The 22110-nt window shown below is 58.6% G+C and carries 19 protein-coding genes; 11 read left to right on the top strand and 8 right to left on the bottom strand.

Annotated features, from left to right (window positions below):
• Window positions 1–87: 87 nt before the first annotated feature.
• The 5 genes from BM110_RS01725 to BM110_RS01705 all read right to left on the bottom strand — a co-directional run bounded on the left by BM110_RS01725 (window position 88) and on the right by BM110_RS01705 (window position 8825).
• Window positions 88–1542, bottom strand: a complete 1455-nt coding sequence (locus BM110_RS01725) for a M91 family zinc metallopeptidase (protein WP_093512147.1) — start codon at window positions 1540–1542, stop codon at window positions 88–90.
• Window positions 1543–1633: 91 nt separating this feature from the next.
• The gene (locus BM110_RS01720; RefSeq protein WP_092241291.1) at window positions 1634–2884 is read right to left on the bottom strand and encodes an OprD family porin; all 1251 of its coding nucleotides are present in this window, start codon (window positions 2882–2884) and stop codon (window positions 1634–1636) included.
• A gap of 173 nt (window positions 2885–3057) precedes the next feature.
• Entirely contained in the window at window positions 3058–4515 is a 1458-nt protein-coding gene (adeC, locus tag BM110_RS01715; protein WP_071488876.1) for an AdeC/AdeK/OprM family multidrug efflux complex outer membrane factor, read from the bottom strand.
• The gene (locus tag BM110_RS01710) at window positions 4512–7673 is read right to left on the bottom strand and encodes an efflux RND transporter permease subunit (RefSeq protein ID WP_071488877.1); all 3162 of its coding nucleotides are present in this window, start codon (window positions 7671–7673) and stop codon (window positions 4512–4514) included. The genes adeC and BM110_RS01710 overlap by 4 nt, the downstream gene beginning before the upstream one ends.
• Before the next feature lie 3 nt (window positions 7674–7676).
• On the bottom strand, window positions 7677–8825 hold the full coding sequence (locus tag BM110_RS01705; protein ID WP_058425202.1) for an efflux RND transporter periplasmic adaptor subunit: 1149 nt from the start codon (window positions 8823–8825) through the stop codon (window positions 7677–7679).
• 265 nt (window positions 8826–9090) lie between these two features.
• On the opposite strand from BM110_RS01705, the gene BM110_RS01700 reads away from it, so the two are divergent.
• From BM110_RS01700 to BM110_RS01655, 10 genes are all read left to right on the top strand, one after another.
• Window positions 9091–9723, top strand: coding sequence for a TetR family transcriptional regulator (locus tag BM110_RS01700; protein ID WP_071488878.1), 633 nt, complete (start codon window positions 9091–9093; stop codon window positions 9721–9723).
• Window positions 9724–10151: 428 nt separating this feature from the next.
• Window positions 10152–11507 carry a phenylacetate--CoA ligase family protein gene (locus BM110_RS01695; protein WP_093512145.1) on the top strand — a complete coding sequence of 452 codons (1356 nt, stop codon included), beginning with the start codon at window positions 10152–10154 and terminating at the stop codon, window positions 11505–11507.
• A 13-nt stretch (window positions 11508–11520) separates the two neighbouring features.
• Entirely contained in the window at window positions 11521–12075 is a 555-nt protein-coding gene (locus BM110_RS01690) for an acetyltransferase (RefSeq protein ID WP_093512143.1), read from the top strand.
• Window positions 12068–12754 (top strand): iron-containing redox enzyme family protein, encoded by a 687-nt coding sequence (locus tag BM110_RS01685; protein ID WP_093512141.1) that lies wholly within the window; start codon window positions 12068–12070, stop codon window positions 12752–12754. The genes BM110_RS01690 and BM110_RS01685 overlap by 8 nt, the downstream gene beginning before the upstream one ends.
• Before the next feature lie 4 nt (window positions 12755–12758).
• Window positions 12759–13370 carry a flavodoxin family protein gene (locus tag BM110_RS01680; RefSeq protein WP_046034490.1) on the top strand — a complete coding sequence of 204 codons (612 nt, stop codon included), beginning with the start codon at window positions 12759–12761 and terminating at the stop codon, window positions 13368–13370.
• Window positions 13371–13377: 7 nt separating this feature from the next.
• A complete protein-coding gene (locus BM110_RS01675) occupies window positions 13378–14265 on the top strand; it encodes a DMT family transporter (protein ID WP_093512139.1) in 888 nt (295 codons plus the stop codon).
• A gap of 150 nt (window positions 14266–14415) precedes the next feature.
• A complete protein-coding gene (locus tag BM110_RS01670) occupies window positions 14416–15186 on the top strand; it encodes an alpha/beta fold hydrolase (RefSeq protein WP_240039845.1) in 771 nt (256 codons plus the stop codon).
• A 503-nt stretch (window positions 15187–15689) separates the two neighbouring features.
• The gene (locus BM110_RS01665; protein ID WP_093512135.1) at window positions 15690–17165 is read left to right on the top strand and encodes an anthranilate synthase component I family protein; all 1476 of its coding nucleotides are present in this window, start codon (window positions 15690–15692) and stop codon (window positions 17163–17165) included.
• On the top strand, window positions 17162–17755 hold the full coding sequence (locus BM110_RS01660; RefSeq protein WP_093512133.1) for an anthranilate synthase component II: 594 nt from the start codon (window positions 17162–17164) through the stop codon (window positions 17753–17755). The genes BM110_RS01665 and BM110_RS01660 overlap by 4 nt, the downstream gene beginning before the upstream one ends.
• 85 nt (window positions 17756–17840) lie before the next feature.
• Window positions 17841–18608, top strand: coding sequence for a LuxR family transcriptional regulator (locus BM110_RS01655; RefSeq protein WP_093512131.1), 768 nt, complete (start codon window positions 17841–17843; stop codon window positions 18606–18608).
• Window positions 18609–18700: 92 nt separating this feature from the next.
• On the opposite strand, the gene BM110_RS01650 is transcribed toward BM110_RS01655, so the two are convergent.
• Genes BM110_RS01650 through BM110_RS01640 form a run of 3 tightly spaced genes read right to left on the bottom strand, consistent with a single transcriptional unit; the run spans window position 18701 to window position 21294 of the window.
• Complete coding sequence (locus tag BM110_RS01650) at window positions 18701–19756, bottom strand: alkene reductase (protein WP_093512129.1); 1056 nt, start codon at window positions 19754–19756, stop codon at window positions 18701–18703.
• Between the two features lie 16 nt (window positions 19757–19772).
• Window positions 19773–20954, bottom strand: coding sequence for an MFS transporter (locus BM110_RS01645; RefSeq protein WP_093512127.1), 1182 nt, complete (start codon window positions 20952–20954; stop codon window positions 19773–19775).
• 13 nt (window positions 20955–20967) lie between these two features.
• Window positions 20968–21294: an ArsR/SmtB family transcription factor gene (locus tag BM110_RS01640; protein ID WP_092241301.1), complete on the bottom strand. Its 327-nt coding sequence runs from the start codon at window positions 21292–21294 to the stop codon at window positions 20968–20970.
• A gap of 154 nt (window positions 21295–21448) precedes the next feature.
• Here BM110_RS01640 and BM110_RS01635 point away from each other — a divergent pair, with 154 nt between their 5' ends.
• Window positions 21449–22027: an acyl carrier protein phosphodiesterase gene (locus tag BM110_RS01635; RefSeq protein WP_093512125.1), complete on the top strand. Its 579-nt coding sequence runs from the start codon at window positions 21449–21451 to the stop codon at window positions 22025–22027.
• Window positions 22028–22110 lie beyond the last annotated feature (83 nt).

Here is a 22110-nt window from a genome sequence, read left to right as displayed (position 1 = left end):
CTGGGTGGATCAGCAGCGGCAGGCGCGCACGATACAGCAAGATGGCGGGTGTTGAGTTACTGTCTGACCAACGAGCGGTGTTCAGGCTCAGTCGAAATAGTGGGTACGCAGCGGCTTGCCCATTTCTTCGTTCAAGGCATTTTCAGTGAAGGGCTTGGGGTTGGGGGGATACTCTGGGGTGGTCGGCAGCCCCACGGCTTGACGTTCGCTGTTGGAGACATCAACTGACTCCCCGTTGACCACCTCTACGGTCGAGCCCGTCAACGCGGTGCCGTTTCCGGCGTTATAGGCGTGGACCATTTCGTGATAGAGGACGGTGATAGGTGAGTATGTCCTGTGGGACAGTACTTCCAAGGCTGAGCGGTTATAGACGATTTCAGCCCGGTCCGCCCGCGACCCCGGCATGCCGTCCACCATGAAACCCCACTTGGGATCGTCGCCGACCACCGGCGGGCGTTCGTTTTGCAACAAGGTTTTAAGTTCCTGGCTGCCATAGGTGTAGCCGCTTCCCGTGTCGAACTGGTCCTCCACCACGGTCACCGGTGCGCCGTTGCGCCTGGCTATCGCGTTCATTTCGGCAAGCATCTGTTTGCCCTGGGGGGAGCTGCGCAGCAAGGCCAGATCGTCTTCGACCCGTTGGATAAAGTCGGCCGAGCCTTTTATGACAAGCCCTTCAAGCGGCGCGTGGTCAGGTGTGACGGTGGTTAATATCGAGTCGTTGAGGTGCCGGATCGTATCGCCGGATTGAGCGTAGATCAGGTCGCCGGGGCGATTGGCAATCACTGCGTCGCGACCGCTGCCGGTATAGAACGTACTGCGGTCGTGGCCGATCAAGCGGTCATTATCGGCGCCGCCATGCAACACCGTATGGCCGTTGCCGGCATACAGGCGGTCATTGCCGTTGCCGCCGTCCAGGTAGCTGGTTTTGCTTTTTGGCCCGGTACCAGCGTAAAGGCGGTCATTGCCGTTGTTGCCATAGATCACGTTGTCGCCGCTGCCGCCAAAGATCATGTCATCGCCGTCGTTGCCTTCGGCGTAGCCAAGGCCGCTGCCGAGGTGAAGTACGTCGTTGCCAGGACCGCCGAACAGGCGGGTGTAGCCACTGCCGGCGCGCACCCGATCATTGCCGTCCCCGGCATCCACCGTGATGGGTTGGGTCACGTTGGCGTCAATGCGGATGTTGTCGTTACCGCCGTGGGTCTTGAGGTGAAAGGTCAGTGGCTCGCCGTTTTTATCGTGGCTGTCAAAGCGATACAGCCGGCCATTGACCTTCACGTCCAACTGGCCTGGCAGGGTCTGGCTGATGTGGACCTGGTCCGCGTTGTCACCGGTTTCAAGGATCAGGCTGTTGCTGATGCTTTCGCCATGGTCGTGCTCCCAGACTGATTGCCCGCAGGCCTTCAAATTGCCGTCATCCAGAAAGGGATGCCGATGAGCTTGAACCGGGCTGTCGGACGTGAACGTCAGTTGAGGCGGTGGGTCGGGTGTGTAGTGGCTGTTGCTGAAGATCTGGGGGCATGCAATGCGATTTGAAGCGTCCATGTGTAATCCCTATGAGAGAGCCAACGCTGGCCCTGTCTCATGAAGTTGCCCGGACGCTTCAGATCGTTCCCAGGATAAATGTTATGAGGCTTTACAGCAGGCTGATCGGGTAACTGACGATCAATCGGTTCTCATCGAACTCGTTGTTACTGTAGTCGCGACGCATGCTGGAATTGCGCCAGCGCACGGTCAGGTTCTTCAGGCTGCCGCTCTGCACGGTGTAGCCCAATTCGCTTTCGCGGCCCCATTCCTTGCCATCGGTGATGGTGCCGGTGTGCACGTTGCTGCCGCTGAGATAGCGGTTCATCAGGGTCAGGCCGGGCACGCCGAGGGCGGCGAAGTTATAGTCGTGGCGCACCTGCCAGGATTTCTCCTGGGCATTGTCGTAGCTGCTGTTGTAACTGTCGTTGGCCAGGGTGCCGCCGCTGGTGCCATTGACCCGCATCCAGGCGCTGTTGCCGGTGAGCTTTTGCAGGCCGACGTAGAAGGTGTTGCCGCCGTATCTGGCGGAGAACAGGCCGGACCAGGTCTTGTTGTCCAGCTCGCCGGCGCGGGCGCTGCCATCGTCTTTGCCATAGAAGAAGCCGAGGTTGGCGCCCAGGGTCCAGTCGCCCAACGGCTGGCTGTGGGTCAGGTTGACGAACTGCTGGCTGTAGATGTCCTTGAGCTGGGCATTCCACAGGCCGATCTGGGTGCGTTTGTCGTTGAACAGGTATTCGCCGCCCTGGAAGTTGAAGCGGTCCGATGTGAATGCGGTTTTACCGAACATCGACAGGTCGCTCATGCTGCTGTCGTCACGCGGGCTGTTGGCGCGGAACTGGCCACCGTAGAGCGTCAGGCCGTCGATCTCCTTGGAGGTGATCTGGCCACCGCGCAGGGTTTGCGGCAGGGAACGGCCATCGTCCGAGCGCAGGATCGGCAGCACCGGCATCCATTCGCCAACTTTCACTTCCGTCTTGGAAATACGTGCCTTGAACGCCACGCCCAGACGCCCGAATTCATCCGCCGGGCGGCCGTCGTGGTCCAGCGGCAGCAGTTGGGTCCCCCCGGTGCCACGCCCGCCATCGAGCTTCAACGAGTACAGCCCCAACACATCCACGCCGAAACCCACCGTGCCCTGGGTAAAGCCGGACTTGGCGTCGAGGATGAAACTCTGCGTCCACTCCTGCGCGCCGCCCTGGGTCTTGGTGGGGTTGGTGAAATTGCGGTTGAAGAAGAAATTGCGCAGGTTGAGGTTGGCGCTGGCGTCTTCCAGGAAGCCGTGTTCCTCGGCGAGGGCGGGCAGGGAAAGACTGGCGACAGCGGTTGCCAGCAAAAGCTGGCGCGGGTGGAAAGTGCTCATGGCGTAAGGACCTGTTGTTATTGGGTTTATGCAGGTGGCGGCCATGGTGCGCGGCTGCGCGGGGGCGATGAAAGTGGGGGAGAGCGGGTTGTGGGCGATGATCGAACGCAAGTTGTCCGGTGCAGAAAAGCAAAAAGCCCACCAAAAGGTGGGCTTCGTTGACGCGGGTGTTATCAGAACAACTTCAGTGGCGGTGCTTCTTCTTTCAACGGCTCGTTCTTCGCGGTCTGCTCGCTCCAGCCACCGCCGAGGGCCTTGTACAGGTTGACCTCGCTGGTGAGCTGCGCCAGGCGGTCGGTGATCAGCGATTGCTGGGCACTGAACAGTTGGCGCTGGGCATCGAGGAACGTCAGGTTGCTGTCGACACCAATGCGGTAGCGACGCTCGGCCAGGCGGTAGTAATCCTGGTTGGCCGCGACGAAGCCGCGCTGGGCGTCCAGTTGCTGCTTGTAGGTCTCACGTGCGGCAAGGCCGTCGGAGACTTCCTGGAAGCCGGTCTGGATCGCCTTCTCGTAGTTGGCCACGTTGATCTCTTTCTGGATCTTCGAGTAGTCCAGGCTGGCGCGCAGGCTACCGGCGTTGAAGATCGGGATGTTGATCTGCGGGGCGAACGACCAGGTGCCCGAACCGCCTTTGAACAGGCCGCCGAGGTTAGGGCTCGCGGTACCGGCGCTGGCGGTCAGGCTGATGCTCGGGAAGAACGCGGCACGGGCCGCACCGATGTTGGCGTTGGCGGCCTTGAGGTTGTACTCGGCTTGCATGATGTCGGGACGACGTTGCAGCAGGTCCGATGGCAAGCCGGCCGGCACTTCGCTGAGCAGGTTATCCGACAGCGGCTTGCTGACGATATTCGCCGGCAGGCCGGTGCCCAGCAGCAGGGTCAGGCTGTTTTCGTCCTGGGCCACCTGGCGGGTATAACGCGCCAGGGCAACCCGGGCGTTTTCCACCGAGGTACGCGATTGGCTCAGGTCGAGGGCCGAGGCCACGCCGACTTCGTTGCTGCGCGAGGTGAGCTTGAAGCTTTGCTCGTACGCGTCCAGGGTGTCCTGGGTCAGCTTGAGCAGTTCCTTGTCGGCCTGCCAGGTCAGGTAGGCGTTGGCCACGCTGGCCACCAGGCTGATCTGGGTACTGCGCCGTGCTTCTTCGGTGGCGAAGTACTTCTGCAGGGCTTCTTCACTCAGGCTGCGTACGCGACCGAACAGGTCCAGCTCATACGAGCTGATCCCGAGACCGGCCGAGTATTGGCTGCTGATGGTCGATTCGCCGGTCTGCGACAAGCGGGCCGGGGTACGCGAACGGCTGCCGCTGCCCGTGGCCGACACGGCTGGGAACAGGTCGGCGCGCTGGATCTGGTACTGCGCGGCATAGGCGTCGATGTTCAGGGCCGCGACACGCAGGTCACGGTTGTTCACCAGCGCGGTCTGGATCAGCTGTTGCAGGGCAGGATCATGGAAAAACTGCTTCCAGCCCTGCTCGACAGCGGCCTGGCTCGGCGCCTGGGCCGACGAATACGCCGGCCCCTGCGGGAACTGTGCGGCCACCGGCGCTTCGGGGCGCTGATAGTCAGGTATCAGCGAGCAGCCACTGAGCACGAATGCGGTGACGGCTAGGGAAAGTAGCGACTTGCTCATTGGCCAGCCTCTTTAGGGGTTTCAGTTGTGTCAGTCTTTTTACGTTCGCCAGCGGCGGATACGGTTGCGAAGAACAGCGGCACCCAGAAGATCGCCAGCACGGTGGCCGTGATCATACCGCCGATTACACCGGTACCGATGGCATGCTGGCTGCCCGAACCTGCGCCCGAGGAGATCGCCAGCGGCAATACGCCGAGGATGAACGCCATGGAGGTCATGATGATCGGGCGCAGACGCATCCGCGAGGCTTCGATGGCCGACTCGACGATGCCCTTGCCTTGTTCGTGAAGTTCTTTGGCGAACTCCACGATCAGGATGGCGTTTTTCGCCGCCAGGCCCACCGTCACCAACAGGCCCACCTGGAAGAACACGTCGTTGGACAACCCGCGCATGCTGGTGGCGATCAACGCACCTACCACACCCAGCGGCACGACCAGCACCACGGCAATCGGGATCGACCAGCTTTCGTACAGGGCCGCGAGGCACAGGAACACCACCAGCAGCGACAACGCGTACAGCGCAGGCGCCTGGGAGCCGGACAGACGTTCTTCGTACGACAGCCCGGTCCACGCGTAGCCGATACCGGCCGGCAGTTCCTTGGCGATACGTTCGACTTCGGCCATGGCGTCACCGGTACTGTAGCCCGGGGCCGGGGTACCGAGGATTTCCATTGCCGCTACACCGTTGTAGCGCGAGAGCTTGGGCGAACCGTAGATCCATTTGCCCGAGGAAATCGCCGACATCGGCACCATCTTCCCGGAGTCGCTGCGCACGTACCATTTGTCCAGGTCTTCTGGGGACATGCGGCCAGCGGCTTCACCCTGCACGTACACCTTCTTCACCCGACCACGGTCGATGAAGTCGTTGACGTAGCTGCCACCCAGGGCGATCGCCAGGGTCTGGTTGATGCTCGACAGCGAAATACCCTGGGCACTGGCCTTCTCGTCGTCGACGGTGAGCTCGTACTGCGGCTCATCGTTCACGCCGTTGGGGCGCACACCCGCCAGGATCTTGCTCTGCGCGGCAGCCCCGAGGAACTGGTTGCGTGCATCCATCAGCTTCTGGTGGCCAACGCCGCCCTGGTCTTGCAGGAACACGTCGAAACCGGTGGCGTTACCCAATTCCAGTACCGAAGGCGGCACGATGGCGAACACCATGGCGTCCTTGAACGCTCCGAAGAAGTAACCCTGGGCACGCTTGGCCACTTCGAATACCGAGGTGGACGCATCCCGTTCATCCCACGGCTTGAGCATCACGAACGCCAGGCCCGAACTCTGGCCACGACCGGCGAAGTTGAAGCCGTTTACGGTGAATACCGACTTCACCGCCTTGCCTTCGCCCGGCTCGCCTTCCTTGTCGTTGAGCAGGAAGGCACGCATGTCGTCGATGACTTTCTGCGTACGTTCGGCCGAAGAACCGACCGGGGTCTGCACCTGGGCAAAGATCACGCCCTGGTCTTCTTCCGGCAGGAACGCGCTCGGGATGCGGGTGAACAGCCAGATCATGCCGGCGAAGATGATCAGGTACACGAAGAATGCTGGAAACTTGTGCTTGATCATGTTGCCCACGCCGCGCTCGTAGCTCAGTACGCCACGGTCGAAGGTGCGGTTGAACCAGCCGAAGAAACCCCGCTTGGGTTGGCCGTGCTTCTCAGGGTCGATCGGCTTGAGCATGGTGGCGCACAAGGCCGGGGTGAAGATCAGGGCAACCAGTACCGACAACGCCATGGCCGAAACGATGGTGATGGAGAACTGTTTGTAGATCACACCGGTGGAGCCACCGAAGAATGCCATCGGCAACAGTACCGCCGACAGCACCAGGGCAATACCGACCAGGGCACCCTGGATCTGGCCCATGGACTTGACCGTCGCCTCCTTGGGCGACAGGTGTTCCTCGGCCATTACCCGCTCGACGTTTTCCACCACGACGATGGCATCGTCCACCAGCAGGCCGATGGCCAGGATCATGCCGAACATGGTCAGGGTGTTGATGGTGAAACCGAACGCGGCCAGGATCCCGAAGGTACCCAGCAATACCACCGGTACGGTCATGGTGGTGATGATGGTGGCGCGGAAGTTCTGCAGGAACAGGAACATCACCAGGAACACCAGCACGATCGCTTCGACCAGGGTATGGACTACACCGGAGATCGATTCGGTCACTACCGGCGTGGTGTCATACGGCACCACTGCCTTCATGCCTGGCGGGAAGAACGGTTCCAGGGACGCCACGGTGGCACGGATGGCCTTGGCGGTGTCCAGGGCGTTGGCGCCCGAGGCGAGCTTGATCGCCATACCCGACGCCGGCTTGCCGTTGAACTGTGCGCTGATGCTGTAGTTCTGGCCACCCAGTTCGATCCGTGCGATGTCACGCAGGCGAACCTGGGAACCGTCGGTATTGACCTTCATCAGGATCTTGCCGAACTCTTCAGCGGTCTGCAGGCGGGTCTTGCCGATGATGGTTGCGTTCAGCTGGGTACCGGGCAGGGCAGGCAGGCCGCCCAATTGGCCGGTGGCCACCTGGACGTTCTGCGCCGCGATGGCGGTGCTGACGTCGACCGGGGTCAACTGGTAGTTGTTCAACTTGGCCGGGTCGAGCCAGATACGCATGGCGTACTGCGAACCGAACACCTGGAAGTCACCTACACCTGCCGTCCGCGAGATCGGGTCCTGGATGTTGGACACGATGTAGTTGGACAGGTCGTCCTTGGTCATGCTGCCGTCTTCCGACACCAGACCGATCACCATCAGGAAGTTCTTCACCGACTTGGTCACGCGGATACCCTGCTGCTGCACTTCTTGCGGCAGCAGCGGGGTCGCCAGGTTCAGCTTGTTTTGCACCTGGACCTGGGCGATGTCCGGGTTGGTACCCTGGTTGAACGTCGCGGTGATGGTCATGCTGCCGTCGGAGTTACTGTCCGAGGCGACATAACGCAGGTTGTCGATACCGTTGAGCTGTTGCTCGATCACCTGCACCACGGTGTCCTGCACGGTTTGTGCGGACGCGCCTGGGTAGGTCACCTGGATGTCGATGGCGGTTGGCGCGATGGCCGGGTATTGGTTGATGGGCAACTTCAGGATCGACAATGCCCCGACCAGCATGATCACCAGAGCAATTACCCAGGCGAAAATGGGACGGTCGATAAAAAATTTCGACATGGGTTACTCCCCCTGGCCAGCAGCGGCGGCAGGAGCGGGAGCAGAACCGGCAGGCTTGGCGTTGTCGGCGTCCTTGACCTTGACTTCGATGCCCGGCTTGATGAATTGCAGGCCTTCGGTGATCACGCGGTCACCGGCGTCCAGGCCTTTTTCCACCAGCCAGTAGGCGCCGGCAGTGCGGTTGGCCACCAGTTGACGCTGCTCGACCTTGTTGTCCTTGTTCACCACCATGGCGGTCGGGATACCTTTGATATCACGGGTCACGCCTTGTTGCGGTGCCAGGATGGCCTTGCTGTTCACGCCGGCTTGCAACTGGGCGTGCACGAACATGCCTGGCAGCAGGGTGTGGTCAGGGTTGGGGAACACGGCGCGCAGGGTCACGGAGCCGGTGGTCTGGTCGACCGATACTTCGGAGAACTCCAGCTTGCCGTCCTGGCCATAGGCAGTGCCGTCTTCCAGGGTCAGCTTGACCTTGGCCGCGTTGGCGCCGGCTTTTTCCAGCTGGCCGCTTTCCAGGTCGCGGCGCAGTTTCAGCATTTCGGCCGAAGACTGCGTGACGTCGACGTAGATCGGGTCCAGTTGCTGGATGACGGCCATGGCATCGGCCTGGCCGTTGCTGACCAGCGCGCCTTCGGTTACCGAAGAACGGCCGATACGCCCGGAGATCGGCGCGAACACTTTGGTATAGCGCACGTTGATCTGGGCGGTTTGAACGTTGGCTTCCGCGGTCATGCGGTTGGCGACGGCGGTGTCGTATTCCTGACGGCTGACGGCCTGCTCATCGACCAACTGCTTGTAGCGGTCGGAGATGGACTTGGTCTGGGTCAGGCTGGCCTGTGCGCTTTTCAGGGTGGCGTCATACACCGACGGGTCGATCTGGTAGAGCTGTTGCCCTTCCTTCACGTCGCCACCTTCCTTGAACAGGCGCTTGAGAATGATGCCGTTGACCTGTGGGCGAACTTCCGCGATGCGGTAGGCGGTGGTGCGGCCTGGCAGCTCGGTCGTCAGGGTATAGGCTTGCGGTTGAATGGTGACCACGCCGACCTGAGGGGTTTGGGCGGGCGGAGCCGCTTCTTCCTTTTTACATCCGCTGAGCAGCGATGCCAGGGCGACGGCAGTGACCAGAGCGGTAACAGCTGGCTTAAGTTGCATGAAGATCCTCGGGTCAGGCGCGCAAGGTGCGCACAAGAAGTGTGGAAGGGTAAAAAACAAGCTGTGAGTAGATAAGTAGCTTGCTACGCAATATACTTACGTTCATGGTTGTTTGTAAACTCTTGACAGGCTTCGCGGAATGTTGACAAAGCAACGCCCAAAGCCTCGATTTTAGTACGTTCGGCGCCCATGACGGTGTCGTCCCACAATGATTCAGACGGTGGCCAACCACCACCCACCGTGTCCCGATTGAGGTTTTACTGCCATGGTTCGTCGCACTAAAGAGGAAGCTCAGGAAACGCGCAGCCAGATTCTCCAGGCCGCCGAGCAAGCCTTCTATGAACGTGGCGTTGCGCGGACCACGCTGGCGGATATCGCCGCACTGGCCGGTGTGACGCGGGGCGCTATCTACTGGCATTTCAGCAATAAATCCGATTTGCTCCAGGCGCTGCTCGACACGCTGCATGAGCCGCTGGACGAGTTGGCCAGGGCCAGTGAAAGCGAGGATGAACTCGACCCGCTGGGCTGTATGCGCAAGTTGTTGATTCATTTGTTCCATCAAGTGGCCCTGGACCCGAAAACCCGGCGCATCAACGAGATCTTGTTCCATAAGTGCGAATTCACCGATGAAATGTGCGACATGCGTCGCCAGCGCCAGACCCACAGCCAGGAATGCAACCTGCGCATCGGCCTGACATTGCGTAATGCGGTCCATCGCGGGCAACTTCCGGAAAACCTCGATACCACCCGTGGCGCGGTGTGCATCCACGCCTACATCAACGGGCTGATCGGCCAGTGGCTGCTGGTACCCGACAGCTTCCAACTGCATCAGGAAGCCGAACGCTGGGTGGACGCCGGGCTGGACATGCTGCGCTGGAGCCCCAGCCTGCGCAATTGAGACAAAATGCGTAATTGCATCAGGTTGTGTCAACAGTAAAGCCCAAGGACTGTCAATCGTCCTTCTGCCTGATGGGTGGGGTGACTTTATATACGGGCTGGCGGGCGGTTGATAGGTAGCCGCCTAAGTATTTTGTAGCGATTTTGTTGCAGGGCTGTGAAGGAGTGTTTCCCAGCCCCCATGAAAAAGCCCCGGTTCCTGCGAGCCGGGGCTTTTTCGTTTCAGCACAATACATGCCCTGTCTGAAGCCTGACGCCGTGTCGTATTACTGGGCAATCAGAGTACGACTCTCCGCGTAGCATATTGTTTTCGTGCATACAACTGGTCGAGTGGACAGGTGTTTGGTTTTTCTTGCCTTGCTAGTGTCCGCATCCAGGACGGACAACCGTAATAGCAACGAAAAACCTACGGCGATGAGGGGAACTCTAATGGGTGTGGAAAGTGTGTTTGATGAGTTCATTATTGACTATGACCAAATCCACGAAGCGTACTGGAGCAATACGTTAAGTGAGTACGAGCTTAAACGCTGGCATGAAATGCAGCTTAGAACAGTCTTGCATCATGTCAAAAATAAGTCTGAGTTCTATGCCAGGCACTTTAAAGATATCGATGTGGACGGCATCACTCTGTCGGATCTTGGCGCTTTACCCTTTACCACAAAGGATGATTTGCGAGAGTCCATGATGGACATTCTCTCCGGTACGTTGGAAGACAGCATTTATTATTATGAAACAACGGGCACCACCGGCCCGGCAACTCCGTGCCCTCGGGATAAAAAAGAAAGCTATGCCAGTAACAAACAACTGTCTATGGCTTATCGGGCTGTGCTGGAGAAGCATTTCCCTAACGAGAAGACCGTTGTTGGCATCATGGGCCCGACTGAAGTGCACTCGTTTGGCGATACCTTGGGTGATGTCTGTCATCAACTTGGAGTGTGTAACGCCAAGATCTGGCCGCATTCCCCGGTGATCGGATATCCCAAGACCCTGCAGTTGATGAAGGACTTGCGCATCGGCGTGGTCGCGTCGGCGCCGGGGCTGCTACTGGCGCTGGCCAAGGAGGCCGAACGGCTGGGTTTCAACCCGCGCGAGGACTTTCATCTGCGTGCGTTCATGATGAGTGGCGAGCTGTGTACGCCCGCTTTGAAAAACAATTTGTACAGCCTCTGGGGGGGTGAAGCCTACAACAGTCTGTATGGCTCGCAGGAGGCAATGATCATTGCTGCTGCCAACGCCAGCGACCAACTGATGCCGCACCGCCTCAACTACATCATCGAGGTGCTGAACCCGCAGACGGGTGAAAGCCTGGGCGACAGTGGGGAAGGCGAACTGTGCGTGACCATGCTGATCGCCGGCGTGAAACCGTTGATCCGTTACCGCACGGGCGATTTGGTCTGTATTCAAAAAAATCCGAAAAATCCGATCTCCCAGGCACAGGTCATGAAGGTCGTCGGGCGCGTGAAAGATGCGATGACCCTCAATGGCAAGGCGTTCACAGCGGGTCATATAGAGCAGGCGCTGCTTGAGGGCGTAGAGCAATGCCTGGGCTATCAAATCGTTATCAACTGCGTGAACGGCAGGGACACGGTGATTGCCAAGATGGAAATGTCCAAGTTCTATGAAGGTGATCGCAGCCAATTGACCTTGTTGATTCGTGAGCGTGTACGTGAGCGCCTGGGTGTCGATGCGACCATCATGGTGGTCGACGACCTGGATGACCACGTGAACCTGGGCAGTTGGTTCAGCTGGAAAGAAGCGCGAATTATCGATCAGCGCAATCGATAGGCGAGGGCGGCGAATGAGCATGTCCGTGCAAATCGTTTCGGCGAGAGGTGAACTGTTCCAGAAGGTCCGCGCGTTGAGAGCTCGTTACATCGGTGACAACCCGGCCAATGAAGAAAGTTATTCCGATACTGAGGCATTACGCGATGCCTGTTCGTACCATATGGCTTATCTGGATGGCGATGAGATAGTCGGGGCTATCCGTATAACGCCGTTGGGCCATGGCATGAGTTTTGTAGAGCGTGTTGTTCAAGTGGAAAACTATTTTGCCCATCCGATGGACTCGTTTGATGCCAATCGATTGGTATTGGATGAACGATACAGAGGAGGTGTGCACCTGAGGGTGTTTCTTCTGCATACCGCCATCTGGTTGAAAGCCAATACGCAGTTTCAATATATCTCGGCGTTATGCCGAGGGCGCTTGGCCGCCTTGTATGTCGATATAGGCGGCCATGTGCTGGCCAACGACATTACTTGGACTAACCGCCAATCATCACGTGATTACAGTCTGGTTTACCTGGAACTGGATACCGTTTTTAACACCATCAAAGGAAAAGTAGCTCATGGATAAGTTATTCAACGAACTGGATGCGATTGTTGATAGCGGTTGGGCCAAGATCAAGCAAGGCCGTTATTGGAAGTCTAGCCTTGAGCAGCCGATTACGCGGGAGTTGTATCAGCAGGTAATGCTCCAGGTGTACCACTACACCCGATTCAACTCTATCAACCAAGCGGCTTGCGCGTTCAGCGCGGACCCCAGCCAGACCACGCTGTTGCGCTTCGTCTACAAGCATGCACTTGAAGAGTTGGGCCACGAAAAAATGGTCATTCGTGACCTGGAATCGATTGGCGCCCTGCCTGACACACTGCCTGCACCGCTGCCCCCCACCCAGGCACTGATCGCTTATCTCAACGACGTTTCCATTCGTCTAGGGCCGGTTGCCCGCCTTGGTTACAGCTATTGGGCAGAAGAGGTGTACGAGCACATTCAGCCTATCCTGAATAAGTTTCGCACTGACCTGGGGCTCAAGGATGAGCAAATGACCTTTTTCGTTGCCCATTCGACCATTGACGAAAAACATTCCGAAGAAGTGCGTCTGGCGATGCAGCGTTCGGTGAAAACCGATGAAGAGCGGGCGTTGATCAAAGAAGTGACGCGAGTGACCTTGTACCTCACCGGTCAGTTGCTGGAAGAGTCGTTGCTGGAATACGAACGTCTCGCCCAGGCGCCGTTGGCCAAGGCGTCCTGAACTGATGAAGCTGATCGTCATCGTCGGTTCAAGCCGCTCGCACGGGGTCAGCAGCCAGGTGGTGTCGTTGGTTCGACGCCATCTGGAGGGACGAGCGACGGTCCAGGACCTTTGGTTGCGTGATTACCGTATCGACTACTGCGATGCCGACAACGCGTGCGCGCACACCGACTGCGGGGTGCAGGACGATGTCGCCGCTATTGTCGATGAAATGGCCAAGGCAGACGCCATCCTTTACCTGCCCGTTATGCATGCCTATGGCACCAACAGTCGCTTCCAGGCATTCCTGGAGCGGGTGGGGTACGGCTTCATGCGTCCCAGAGAGCGTCCGCTAAGGGACAAACTCGCCGCGGTGGCCGTGGTGGGGCGCCGCTACGGACACACTGCCGTCTTTGGTCAGGTGGTACTCAACGTGCTGTTGAACAAAATGGTACTGGTTGGCTCCGGGTTTCCGGCCACCTTCAACACGCAATTGGTTCAAGACCCCGAAGCGGAACAAGCGTTACGAGAAACTCTGGACCGCCTCCTTGAGCACTTTCACAAATTACATGATCGGCCGCGCCAACGCGTCGAGCGTCTGCGCCTGCTCAAACAAGTCCAATTTCAAACGGGATGAGGGATACATGCCTATTCGCGATTCACTGATAGCCGTACTGGTGGCCTTTTTATGGGGCGCCCAGGTGACTGCGGTTAAAATCGGGGGCGAGGAGCTCCCACCGATTCTGATGGTTGCCATGCGCTTTTTCATGATGGCGGTTGCATTGGTGCCGTTCTGCGGAGTGCCCAAGCGCCAGGAATGGCTGCCCATCTTTTCGATTGCCTCGTTGGTTGGGGCCGTGCATTTCGGGCTGTTGTATTGCGGCATTTCGCGGGTGGATGCATCCACGTCCGCTATTGCCTATCAACTTTCGACGCCATTTACACTGTTGCTGGCGTTCGCTGTATTGAAGGAACACATTGGCCTGCAGGTGGTGGCGGGGATTGTCATTGCACTGCTTGGCGTGCTGACGGTACTGGGTGGTGTTGGCCAGGGAGGTGCGTTGTCAGGTGTCTTGCTGGTAATTGCGGCGGCCTTTGTTTTTGCGGTGGGGACGGTGCTTACCAAGCGCTGGGGGCCTTTCAACCCCGTAGCGATAAGCGCATGGACCGCCTTGATTGCGGCGCCGGAGTTACTGATGGTGTCTGCGGCGGTGGAGTGGCACGCCTGGGGTTCGGTATTGACGGCCAGCCCGAAGGCTTGGGCCGCTATGGTATATACCGCAGTCAGCGGCGGGCTGATCGGTTTTGGCCTGTGGTACTGGCTTTTGGGGCGGCATCCTGTCCAGCGTTTGACACCGTTCCTGTTACTCGTACCAGTGTTTGCGGTTGCCGTCAGCCAATTGCTGTTACAGGAGGGGGTATCGCTGAGTCTGGTCGTGGGTGGCGTCGCCGTGCTGCTGGGTGTTGCACTGTGCCAGGTGCGTCTACCGGCACGGCGGGCGCACGCCGAGAACACCTCGGCGCAGAGGTGAGACCTGATGATTCGGCCAAGTCAGTGGGTATTGCGCGCCCTGTGTGAGTGCAACCGATTCCGTTACAGACTCAAGGCTCGGCGATGGCAGGGGCGTGGTTACGATGTTCCCTACTTGCAGTCAAGCGGCGAGCGGTCCGGGCCTACCCTGGTGTTCCTGCACGGGCTGGGTGCCAGCAAGGATCAGTGGGGGCCGCACATTTATTCGATGGTGCGCACGCACAACTGTGTGTTCCTGGACCTGCCGGGCGAAGGTGAGTCGTGGTTCGATAACTCACACAGCTATTGTCCAGAGGCTCAGGTCGAGCGTCTGAAGGCGTTTTTCGATGCACAGCGCTTCAACGATCTTGTATTGATAGGCAGTTCCATAGGGGGTTGCATTGCCTGTCTTTACGCGGCCTGCTATCCGGCAGACGTTTCCCGCTTGATTGCGCTGGCGCCTGCAGGGTTGCCGGCGGCACAGCTGAGCCCGGCGATGAGCGAGTTTCTTGAGTCCGGGCGACATCCCTTCGGCTACCGAACGGTGGACGAACTGCAGGGCTTGTGGGCGACCGTGTTTACTCGGCCACCCAAGGTTCCGGCGTTTCTGGCAAGGGCGCTGGCCATCAAGGGGGCGCTGCGTTATGCGAGGGTCGGGAAAATACTGAGGGACTTTCAGGTGGCCGGACTGTATCCGCTGCAGCTGCGATTGAAGCAGGTTGAAGCCCCGACCCTGATAGTGTGGGGGCGCAATGATCGCGTGTTTGATGTTTCGTGCCTGCACGCGGCCTACAGTCTTTTACCGCAGGCAAGCATTTGTATCATCGAGGAGGCAGGGCATGTTCCGTACCTGGAGTGTGCCGAGCAAACTGTGGACGCGCTCAAGCGTTTCTTGTCTGATGAGCGTTGCCCGCACGCCGGTGTGAGTACTTATAAAACGTAGGTAATAGAGGTTGACCCTTAATAATCCTATGAGTAGTATCCAACGGGCATTCGGGAATTAACCCTGCAATGCCCTCAAGACACAGGAAGTCTTAAATGTACTACCGACTATCAGTGCTGAATAACACCCTCGGATCTTGCTCCGAATCCAACACTGCCCATCTTTCGGTTTTCAAAAGCAATATCTGGCGTCGCTAATCCAGCGACCGCCGGTGTCTTGCTGTCTGTTTCAGTCAAACACCCCCCAAGAGTGATTCATTAATAACCGAACGCTGTTATTCGATCTTTCGTGGCTGTTCCCATGGAAATCGTAATACGCGAAGGGTGCGCTGAAGTTGTGTCTCTTTTTTGAGTCTCAACTTTTGCCGGCCTTGAGTGGGCGTGTGGTTAATGAGTCCTTCATATCAATACTTAGAAAGTTGAACTGCCCAACAGTTTGAAACGTCGCCCTGTGCGTTCGAATCTCTGTTGTATGGGCTGCTATCAAGAACAAGGAGTGATGTCATGCGTGGAATAACCACCCCCGTCAGTGTCCAACTGCATAGTGAGCGTATGAAATGTGACCCGCTTGCCGTGTATGAGTCGGCGGCGAAAGTAGTGGGAGCGGAGAAGACGTTTATTCTCGAATCGCTCTCTGGCCCCAGCCGCGATCGCAAGGCGACGATCATCGGAATAGAGCCTCTGCTGGCCGTCAAAATCTACGAGCGCCGTGCAACGCTTGAAGGCGATGAACCGCTGATCAATTACCTGAGAAATGCACTGTCGGAAAACGGAATAGTTGTGGACGCCGCCGGGTGCATAGCGATTGATTCAAGCGATTCCACCTGGGATTTATTGCGTGCGTTACAAGCGCCTTTTAACGTTCCACGCCAGACTCATCCCAGCCTGGCCTTTTTTGGTTACCTGTCATACGACTGCGTTCGGTTTGTCGAAGATATTCCTGACCTCACCGAGCGAACCAATGATTATCCGATCATTGCATTGACCGTGTTTCAGACGCTGATGTATTTCCACGCCAATGCAACAGTCGATGTCATGGTCAACAACAGTGCCCTGTGGGCGTCTCGCAGCACCGATGATTACGTCGCGTTGCTGGCGGATGCGGCCGGGATTCCGGCGGATGACACACCGATCAGTTACCCGTCGGTCACGGTCGCCCGCGATACGGTGCAAAAGGAGCAGTTCCTGGGATGGGTCGATAAGGCGCTGGAGCACATCCGCCAAGGTGACATCTATCAAATCCAGCTGGGTCATGAAGTGCAGGTGGATACGCCGGTCAAGCCGTTCGACGTCTATCGCGCGTTACGCAAGAACAACCCTTCGCCCTACATGTATCTGGCCAACCTGGGGGGCGTTGATCTGATCGGCGCAAGCCCAGAGTTATTCGTTCGTATCAAAGACGAACTGATTGAAATGCGGCCTATCGCCGGTACCGTGGGCAAGACACCGGGCATACCGTCCAGCGAACTGATCCTGAGCATGACGCGTTCTGAAAAAGAACGGGCCGAACATTTGATGCTGGTGGACCTGTGCCGCAATGATATCGGCCGAGTTTGCCAGCCAGGTTCACTTGAGTTGGACGAATTGATGTTGGTGGAGGAGTACTCCCACCTCTATCACATGGTGTCCAACGTGCGAGGGTTACTGCGAAAAGGCTTTGATGCCTTTGACGTGATCAAGGCCTCTTTTCCTGCTGGAACCATGACTGGAGCACCGAAGATCCGTGCCATGCAGATTATCGAAAGCATGGAAAAAAACCGCCGTGGCATCTATGCCGGAGCCGTCGGTCTGATTGGCTTCGACGGCAGTATCAATACAGCGCTCTGTATTCGCTCAGCGGTCCATAAGGATGGGACGTACTACCTGAGGGCTTCGGCGGGCGTGGTCGCCGACTCGGTGGCGGATAACGAGTGGACTGAAACTTTCCACAAGATGGGTTCCGTATACCGTGCTGTTACCGGAAAGGAGATGCTGCAATGAAAGTCTTCCTGATTGATGCCTATGACAGTTTTGTGTTCATCATCAGCCAGTACCTTGAGCAGCTGGGGTTGGAAACCCATGTGGAGCGCAATGATGTTCCGGACCTGATCCAGCGTATCGAAGCCTATGCTCCAGATTTTTGCGTCCTGGGGCCTGGCCCTGGCCATCCGAAGGATGCCGGCTATATCGAAGTCATCCAGCACTTCAAAGGGCGCCTGCCGATTTTGGGGGTATGCCTTGGACACCAAGCCATCGGTCTGGCATTCGGCGGTTCGGTCATTCGGGCCGACCATGTGATGCATGGCAAGATCAGCACCATTGAGAACGATGGTTGTGGCGTCTACACCCACACCCAAGGGCGCTCGATCAAAGCGACCCGCTACCATTCGCTGATCATTGATCATCAGTGTCTGGCGCAGCAATTGGCCGTGACCTCCACCTCGACGGATGATGGATACATCATGGGTGTCCGGCATCTGGAGTATCCGATCGAGGGTGTCCAGTTTCATCCCGAGAGCATTTTGACGGAGAACGGCCTTGGCATATTCAGAAGCTTCATAGAGCAGCATTGCCGCCCATCAGGGTCATAAATGACGGGCACCGGGTCGACAGTGCTCGACCCGTTTTCAACACTAAGTTATGTCAGAAAGCTTCTATGGATGGCAGGGATTCATCGTGGATGACTTATTTAAGTATAGAAAGGAAGGCGTACAGCCGAAGGTAGACTTCAAGCACGTGTTGGATGATTTCTCCCTACTCGCCAATGACTTGCATCGTCGTGACTGGGAGCGTCACCTGCGTAAAATCCTGCGGCGCATCGGCTATGAACGCTACTTGTTGAGCTTGGGGCCTTCGACAACCCATGATCCCTTCAACAGAATCATGACGACTTACCCTTCTGACTGGCTGAAGCGGTACAAGGATGAAAACTTCATTCAAGTGGACCCCATCATCAGGCATTGCCGTCATCACTTTGCCCCGCTGTTTTGGGGGCGCGCGCGCCTACAGGCGAGAGGCTGTTCCAACCGATTCTGGAAAGAGCGGGAGGGGTATGGCCTATTACGAGGCGTGAGTATTCCCCTGCGGTTCAACGAGATGGCCGGATCACTCAATGTTGCCCAATGTGTGAGCGACACAGATGAACTTGCCGATGATCTGAATGGCCCGTTGGGCATGTTGTTTATGTTGATTCCGTTTTTATTGGAAGGCTCGCAGAAACACTTGAAAACTGTGGGCGAACCACCCAGCAGCCTGACATTGCGTGAGTCCGAGGTGTTGAAATGGACCGGGGTGGGTAAAACGACGTGGGAAATGAGCTGCATCCTGGGTTGCTCGGAACGAACCATCAACTTTCATATCGCGAATGCAAGTCGCAAGTTGGGGTCTTTCAGTCGTCGGCAAGCCGTCGGTGTGGCGTTGGCGCAAGGGTTGATCTCGCTGTAGGTCGCCCATTTCAAATGGCACAGCGTGTTTTCAGTTGACGAGAAAAAAGCCCCGGCACTCATGCGCGGGGCTTTTCGTTTCGCTCGATTACATCACAGAGCCAGCGTCGGATAGTCGATGTAACCCACTGGGCCTTTGCTATAGAAAGTATCTGGGCGGGCTTCATTCAATGGCGCATCAGCCTTCAAGCGCGCTGGCAAATCCGGGTTGGCAATGAACGGCACACCCCACGCCACGGCATCGGCTTTGCCTTCGGCCAGCCAGGCATTGGCGCTGTCCTTGGTGAAGCGCTCGTTGGCGATGTAGGTGCCGCCAAAGGCTTTCTTCAGTTGTGGGCCAAGGCTGTCCGCACCTTCTTTCTCACGGGAGCAGATAAACGCGATGCCACGCTTGCCCAGTTCGCTGGCAACGTAGGTAAAGGTTTCCGCCAGGTTGTCATCGCCCATGTCATGGGAGTCGGCGCGCGGTGCCAGGTGCACACCCACGCGGCCAGCGCCCCAGACGTCGATGGCGGCGTCGGTCACTTCCAGCAGCAGGCGTGCACGGTTTTCCAGGGAGCCGCCGTACTGATCGGTGCGCTTGTTGGTGCTGCTTTGCAGGAACTGGTCGAGCAGGTAACCGTTGGCGCCGTGGATTTCCACACCGTCGAAGCCGGCGGCCTTGGCGTTCTCGGCACCGGTGCGGTAGGCATCGACGATGTCGGCGATTTCCGCGGTTTCCAGGGCGCGTGGGGTCGGGTAGTCCGCCAGTGGACGCACCAGGCTGACGTGGCCTTTAGGCTGGATCGCGCTCGGGGCTACCGGGCTTTCGCCGTTCAGGTACGACTCATGGGAAATACGGCCCACGTGCCACAGTTGCAAGAAGATCTTGCCGCCCGCGCCGTGCACGGCCTTGGTCACGTTGGCCCAGCCGCGCACCTGGTCGTTGGACCAGATGCCTGGGGTGTCCGGGTAGCCCACGCCCATCGGCGTCACGGAAGTGGCTTCGCTGAGGATCAGCCCGGCGGAAGCGCGTTGCACGTAGTACTCGGCCATCAGCGCGTTGGGCACGCGACCTTCATCGGCACGGCAGCGGGTCAGCGGCGCCATGATGATGCGGTTCGACAGTTCCAGGTCGCCCAGTTTGATCGGATCGAAAATAGTCGTCATGGGATAACACCTTTCTCTAATAAGTGGTTGATCGGTGGGTAGCGAGGGCCAGGTCGGCATCGCCGCCCTGACGGAAAGTAATCAGCGTCACCAGCAGCGCGAGAATCGACAGGGCCGCTGCGGCCAAGGGCACGCTGGTCAGGCCGAAACCGTGGGCGATCACACTGCCGCCTACCCAGGCACCCAGGGCGTTGCCGATGTTGAACGCGCCGATGTTCAGGGTGGACACCAGGTTCGGTGCGGCCTTGCCGAAGGTCACCACGTTGATCTGCAACGCAGGCACGGCGGCAAACGAGGCGGTGGCCCACAGGAACAGGGTGATTTCGGTGGGGATCACGGCGACGCTGGTCCAGGTCAGTGCCGTGGAGACCACCGCCATGCTGATGAACACGCCGATCAGAGTGGCCGCCAGGCGCTTGTCCGCCAGCTTGCCGCCGATGATGTTACCCACGGTGAGGCCCAGGCCGATCAGCAGCAGGGTCCAGGTCACGCCCTTGGGCGACACGCCGGTGACATCGCCGAGCAGCGGCGCGACGTAGGTGAATAGGGTGAACATGGACGCGGCAAACAGCGCGGTCATGCTCAGCGACAGCCAGATGCCGGCGCCCTTGAGGGCGGCGAGTTCGGCGCGCATGTCGAGTTTTTCTTCGTCACGCCTGGCCGGCAGGAAGCGGATCAGGCCGATCAACGCCACCACACCAATCACCGTCACTGCCCAGAAGGTCGAGCGCCAGCCGGCTGCCTGGCCCAGCGCGGTGCCCAGCGGCACGCCGAGCACATTGGCCAGGGTCAGGCCGGTGAACATCAGGGCCACGGCCGAAGCACGCTTGTTGGCCGGCACCAGGTTGGCCGCCACCACTGAACCGATCCCAAAGAACGCACCGTGGCACAGCGCGGTGACCACACGGGCAAACATCAGCACGTTGTAGTCGCTGGCCAGGGCGCAGAGCAGGTTGCCGATAATGAAGATGCCCATCAACGCTACCAGCGCCGCCTTGCTTGGCAATTTGGCGGTGGCCAATGCCATGAAGGGCGCGCCGATGGCCACGCCCAGGGCGTAACCGGTCACCAGCCAGCCGGCGCCGGGAATCGACACACCCAGGTCCGTCGCCACATCGGGCAACAAGCCCATGATGACGAACTCGGTGGTGCCGATGGCGAAGGCGCTGAGGGCCAGTATGAGGAGCGAGAGGGGCATTGGCGTTTCCTTGTTACAACGCGGCGCTGTCGTGCGCGTTGAGTTCGGTGGTGAGCGCCGCGAGGAAGGCCTGGATGGTGTCCTCGTTGCGTTTGAAAAAGTGCCACTGGCCGGCCTTCTGGCTGCTGATCAACCCGGCGCGTTGCAGGGTGGCCAGGTGGGCCGATACCGTCGACTGGGACAAGCCGCAGCGCTGGTCGATCTGCCCGGCGCAGATGCCGTATTCGTGGTTGTGCAGTTGCTCGGGGAATTGCACTTTCGGGTCTTTCAGCCAGGTGAGGATGTCTCGTCGTACTGGGTGTGCCAGGGCTTTTATTATTTCGTCGAGGTCGATGGACATGGCAGGTGCTCGGTTGCGTACAGCGTTATATCGCGATGAGGCGAACTTTAAATCGGTCTATCCCGATATACCAATATGATTTTGGTCTGAGCCTAGGCTCATTCGGTATATCGGGTTATAACGATACGTTGACGGCAGTGGTAGACTGCGCGCCATGAATTATCTCGCACATCTGCACCTGGGCGGCCAACTTCCTGCGCAACTGCTGGGCAGCCTCTATGGCGACTTTGTCAAAGGCCGCCTGCAGGGCCAGTTCAGCCCCCAAATCGAATCGGCGATCCAGCTGCATCGTTCCATCGACCGCTTCACCGACAGCCACCCTCTGGTGGGGGAGGCGTTGTCACGCTTCAGCCTGACCCGCAGGCGTTATGCCGGGATCGTCCTCGATGTGTTTTTCGACCACTGCCTGGCGCGGGATTGGGCGCTGTATGCCGACCAGCCACTGGAACACTTCACCTCGCAGGTGTACCGCGTGCTTGCCGCCGAACCGCAATTGCCGGGGCGACTGGCGCAGATTGCGCCGTATATGGCGGCGGATGATTGGCTGGGTTCGTACCGAGAGTTTGCGGTGATGGATCAGGTGTTGCGGGGGATTTCGCGGCGGCTGACACAACCCGAGGAACTGGGGCATGCCATGCACGAGTTGCGAGAGTTGTACGAGCCGCTGAGTGAAGATTTCCGACGGTTCTACCCCGAGCTGCAAGCATTCGCACAGATCCAACTGACAAGGTAAAGCTGAATGTGGGAGGGGGCTTACCCCGATAGCAATGGTTCAGTCAAAGCATGCAGTGACTGACACACCCCAATCGGGGGCAA

This window comes from Pseudomonas sp. NFPP28, from assembly GCF_900115535.1.
Classification (GTDB): Bacteria; Pseudomonadota; Gammaproteobacteria; order Pseudomonadales; family Pseudomonadaceae; genus Aquipseudomonas; species Aquipseudomonas extremorientalis.
This window is presented reverse-complemented; position numbering and strand designations above follow the sequence as displayed.

What these genes read in the sequence shown, in the direction of transcription:
- BM110_RS01665 (WP_093512135.1), top strand. Translation starts at nt 15,690, where the DNA reads ATGCGTGGAATAACCACCCCCGTCAGTGTCCAACTGCATAGTGAGCGT.
- BM110_RS01680 (WP_046034490.1), top strand. Translation starts at nt 12,759, where the DNA reads ATGAAGCTGATCGTCATCGTCGGTTCAAGCCGCTCGCACGGGGTCAGC.
- BM110_RS01640 (WP_092241301.1), bottom strand. Translation starts at nt 21,294, where the DNA reads ATGTCCATCGACCTCGACGAAATAATAAAAGCCCTGGCACACCCAGTA.
- BM110_RS01685 (WP_093512141.1), top strand. Translation starts at nt 12,068, where the DNA reads ATGGATAAGTTATTCAACGAACTGGATGCGATTGTTGATAGCGGTTGG.
- BM110_RS01690 (WP_093512143.1), top strand. Translation starts at nt 11,521, where the DNA reads ATGAGCATGTCCGTGCAAATCGTTTCGGCGAGAGGTGAACTGTTCCAG.
- BM110_RS01675 (WP_093512139.1), top strand. Translation starts at nt 13,378, where the DNA reads ATGCCTATTCGCGATTCACTGATAGCCGTACTGGTGGCCTTTTTATGG.
- BM110_RS01725 (WP_093512147.1), bottom strand. Translation starts at nt 1,542, where the DNA reads ATGGACGCTTCAAATCGCATTGCATGCCCCCAGATCTTCAGCAACAGC.
- BM110_RS01660 (WP_093512133.1), top strand. Translation starts at nt 17,162, where the DNA reads ATGAAAGTCTTCCTGATTGATGCCTATGACAGTTTTGTGTTCATCATC.
- BM110_RS01635 (WP_093512125.1), top strand. Translation starts at nt 21,449, where the DNA reads ATGAATTATCTCGCACATCTGCACCTGGGCGGCCAACTTCCTGCGCAA.
- BM110_RS01650 (WP_093512129.1), bottom strand. Translation starts at nt 19,756, where the DNA reads ATGACGACTATTTTCGATCCGATCAAACTGGGCGACCTGGAACTGTCG.
- BM110_RS01695 (WP_093512145.1), top strand. Translation starts at nt 10,152, where the DNA reads ATGGGTGTGGAAAGTGTGTTTGATGAGTTCATTATTGACTATGACCAA.
- BM110_RS01710 (WP_071488877.1), bottom strand. Translation starts at nt 7,673, where the DNA reads ATGTCGAAATTTTTTATCGACCGTCCCATTTTCGCCTGGGTAATTGCT.
- BM110_RS01700 (WP_071488878.1), top strand. Translation starts at nt 9,091, where the DNA reads ATGGTTCGTCGCACTAAAGAGGAAGCTCAGGAAACGCGCAGCCAGATT.
- BM110_RS01705 (WP_058425202.1), bottom strand. Translation starts at nt 8,825, where the DNA reads ATGCAACTTAAGCCAGCTGTTACCGCTCTGGTCACTGCCGTCGCCCTG.
- BM110_RS01645 (WP_093512127.1), bottom strand. Translation starts at nt 20,954, where the DNA reads ATGCCCCTCTCGCTCCTCATACTGGCCCTCAGCGCCTTCGCCATCGGC.
- adeC (WP_071488876.1), bottom strand. Translation starts at nt 4,515, where the DNA reads ATGAGCAAGTCGCTACTTTCCCTAGCCGTCACCGCATTCGTGCTCAGT.
- BM110_RS01720 (WP_092241291.1), bottom strand. Translation starts at nt 2,884, where the DNA reads ATGAGCACTTTCCACCCGCGCCAGCTTTTGCTGGCAACCGCTGTCGCC.